Genomic DNA, 3,495 nt, shown 5'->3' on the forward strand with positions numbered 1-3,495 from the left:
CATTATGTAGAGTAGATATTTATGTGAAGTAATGTAGCTAAAGTGCTCATACTGAAGAATTACTCTTTCATTAGCATGACATAACATCCCTCCTTTCTTTTACCAAAGTATGGTGTGTAATCTCTTTATTGGTGTCATTATTCACCTTTAAACGGAACATACTATGAAACAACACATTAAAGATTTCAATGAGTTGATTGCCGGTGCTAGCCACTTCATGACTTGTGAGCTACATTATGCGCCTCGCACGGTGGGCAACTACCGACGGGTTTGGAAACTCATTAGAACATATTTGGCTGAGCACCATATCACTCACTACGACCAAACCGTAGAAGCACAACTGCTGCATCAATGGTTCGGCAACCGACCGATGAGAAGCCTTTCTCATCACGAGCGGATCTCTTGCCATGCCGCTCGGATGCTCACAGAGTTTCAACAGAATGGCCAGATCAATCTACCGACCCGGCCCTGTAAAGACCCGCTTATCTTTGAGGGGCCTCTTGGCAAGGTCATGACTGATTTTTTGGAATACCAGAGAAACGAAAAGCGACTGGCTAAAAATACTCTGGATAGCTACCAGCGTCATCTTTTCAGCTTTCTTATCTATTGTCATCAGCATGATATTTATTCATTACCAGTCATAGACCTTTCAGTGCTTCTTGGTTACATCAATCAACTCAATGAACAAACTACACCGATTTACATGGCCATTTGCGCACTGCGGGGCTTTGTGCGATATGCTTTTGCAGAGAAGCTGATCCAGGTAGATTATGCTAAAAAGATACCCCGTTATAAAAGGGTTGGTCAGCCGCAAATTCCTACGACTTATACACCAGAAGAGATAGAAAAACTCATCACTTCGGTAGAACGGGGGAGTACTACTGGCAAACGCAACTATGCCATTATTCTGTTGGCTGCCCGCTTGGGACTACGGGCCTCTGATATCGCTCGTTTGCAATTTGATCACTTGCACTGGTCTAGCAGTAGCATTCATATAAAACAGTATAAAACGGGGCAGGAAGTCACCTTACCTTTGCTTGCTGATGTGGGCAACGCTATTATTGATTACCTCAAATATGCCCGCCCATCTTCCTCAGCCACGCAGGTATTCCTGACAGCCCGTCCACCCTATAGCCCTTTTCTATCCAGTAACATAGTCACCCAGGTTGTACAGCGCGCTTTTGGAAAAGCAGGTATCAGTATCCAGGGTAAGAGGTTTGGCTCGCATGCGCTGCGCCATAGCTTGGCATCCCGCCTACTGGAAGTACGTACTGTATTGCCCGTCATCTCCGAAGTACTGGGTCATCAGAGTACTGAGTCTACACGCTATTACTTACGCATTGATCTGGCATCCATGCAACAGTGCATACTTGAAGTTCCGGCAGTAACTCCCGACTTCTACGAGCAGAAAGGGGGGATGTTTTATGAGTAAGCCCTTTAGCAGTATTTACGCTGAGTCACTGAAAGCATATATTCTTATGAAGCAGCAGTTCGGCTTTGCCTATCAGACCGGTGCAGTTATCCTGGCTCAATTGGATCACCTGGCAGCAAAACGGGGGGAAAGCAGTCTGGGAATCACTCGGTCTTTAGCTGAGGCATGGGTCGCAAGACGTCCACATGAATCAGCGCATTCCTGCTATGGACGGGTTAGGTTGCTGATTGGATTCTCTTCCTACCTAGTAGACTTGGGCATTGATTCTTTCATTCCTAAGCCCCCGGCATATCCGCCCCCGACCTTCATCCCTTACATTTATGCCCCGCAGGAAATGCGGGCTCTGTTCCGAGCCTGTGATCAACTTCGGCTTTGTTTGCTACATACAGATTCTTCGTTAATGAGCATGCCGACCCTGATCCGACTGCTTTATGCTACCGGTATCCGTATAGGTGAAGCCTTGAACCTCAAAAACCAGGATGTGAACCTGAAAGAGCACTATCTACGAGTGAAAGATAGCAAGAATAGTAAGGAACGCCTCATTCCCATCTCGGATTCTTTAGGCTCTGTCTGCCGACAATATCTAGATTATCGCCGTTACCTTCCGTTAAAAAGAGAACCTACCTACTTCTTTGTCAATCTAAATGGTGGAAAATGTAGTGGCAATAGTGTCAGGCACTGGTTCAAGGAGTGCCGTAGCCAAGCGGGCATTCCTTATACGGCCCGGATACATGATCTCAGACATACGTTTGCGGTAACCTCACTGGCTACCATGGCTGAGGCAGGTATAGACCTGTACGTTTCATTACCTATTCTATCTCACTACCTGGGCCATCAATCCCTGGAATCTACCAATCATTACGTCAGGCTAACATCTCAGATGTATCCCGGCTTGATCCGGGAAATTGATATGATCTGCCTAGATGTTTTCCCTAAACACTACTCCCATGAAGCCGACTGACTTTGCCCAGCATATATCCACTTTCCTGTCCCGTTACCTACCTAATGAACGAGGTGCCAGTGGGCATACTATCGCTGCTTACCGGGATACCTTTGTGCTGCTGCTTAACTTTATCCAACAGCAGCAAGGTATCAGCGTAGAGAAGCTAACGCTCAAGCAGATCAGTCGGCCCATGGTTATCGCCTTTCTAGACTGGCTGCAGACAGAACGAAAGTGTAAGGCGGCTACCCGTAACGCACGGCTCGCCGCTATTCATTCGTTTTATCGCTACCTACAGTACGAACGACTGGACCATCTGTATGAATGCCAGCAAATCTTATCTATCCAGTTTAAAAGGGGACATCCAACAAAGATAAGCTATCTAAGCATTGAGGGGATCAAGTTGCTATTGAAGCAACCAGACCAGCGTAACCGAAGGGGAAGACGTGATCTGGCCTTGCTCTCGCTGATGTACGACACCGGGGCACGGGTGCAAGAAATCATTGATCTGACCCCGCTGAGCCTACGACTTAGTGCACCCCCGACGATCCAGATTGTGGGCAAGGGCAACAAGACTCGGTTGGTGCCCATGTTGGATGCGCAGGTAGAACACTTAAAGCACTACCTGGAAGAGCACCAACTCAATAAGCCATTCGCCAATCACTATCCGCTCTTCTTCAATAGCAGGAAGGAGAAGCTCACCCGTGCGGGTGTCCATTATATCGTGCGGAAGTACAGTCAGATGGCCCGGAAAGAAAACTTGTTATTGATCCCCGACAAAATGAGCTGTCACGCACTGAGACATAGCAAAGCGATGCACCTGCTGCAAGCGGGGGTTAACCTGGTCTATATTCGTGACATCTTAGGACACGTATCGGTCAAAACTACAGAAGTATACGCCCGAGCGGATTCTCGGCAAAAGCGCCGAGCACTGGAGGCAGCTTACGTTGAAGTAAATCCAAACGAAGAGCCGTTATGGGCCAACAACGAAAATCTGCTCAGTTGGCTTAAGCGGTTTTGAGTTTTTTATGTAAAGTGGTACCGTGACAAAGGTGGCTAGTAGGCAACCAATCCACTATTGTTTGGTATCACTTTACATAAGCGACTACTCTACATAATGAGC

At 47.2% G+C, this 3,495-nt stretch carries 3 protein-coding genes; all 3 read left to right on the forward strand.

Annotated features, from left to right (window positions below; all coding sequences use genetic code 11):
• The first annotated feature begins 163 nt into the window (after window positions 1-163).
• Genes WJR50_RS33870 through WJR50_RS33880 form a run of 3 tightly spaced genes read left to right on the forward strand, consistent with a single transcriptional unit; the run spans window position 164 to window position 3,393 of the window.
• A complete protein-coding gene (locus WJR50_RS33870; protein WP_341297753.1) occupies window positions 164-1,432 on the forward strand; it encodes a site-specific integrase in 1,269 nt (422 codons plus the stop codon).
• Between the two features lie 46 nt (window positions 1,433-1,478).
• A complete protein-coding gene (locus WJR50_RS33875; protein ID WP_341297754.1) occupies window positions 1,479-2,393 on the forward strand; it encodes a tyrosine-type recombinase/integrase in 915 nt (304 codons plus the stop codon).
• The gene (locus tag WJR50_RS33880) at window positions 2,380-3,393 is read left to right on the forward strand and encodes a site-specific integrase (protein WP_341297755.1); all 1,014 of its coding nucleotides are present in this window, start codon (window positions 2,380-2,382) and stop codon (window positions 3,391-3,393) included. Before WJR50_RS33875 ends, WJR50_RS33880 begins: the two co-directional genes overlap by 14 nt.
• The last annotated feature ends 102 nt before the right edge of the window (window positions 3,394-3,495 follow it).

The sequence above is a fragment of the Catalinimonas locisalis genome (assembly GCF_038039535.1).
GTDB lineage: Bacteria > Bacteroidota > Bacteroidia > Cytophagales > Cyclobacteriaceae > Catalinimonas.

Bases quoted from the DNA above. Each gene is read 5' to 3' on its own strand.
- WJR50_RS33870 (WP_341297753.1), top strand. From the start codon at position 164: ATGAAACAACACATTAAAGATTTCAATGAGTTGATTGCCGGTGCTAGC.
- WJR50_RS33875 (WP_341297754.1), top strand. From the start codon at position 1,479: ATGAAGCAGCAGTTCGGCTTTGCCTATCAGACCGGTGCAGTTATCCTG.
- WJR50_RS33880 (WP_341297755.1), top strand. From the start codon at position 2,380: ATGAAGCCGACTGACTTTGCCCAGCATATATCCACTTTCCTGTCCCGT.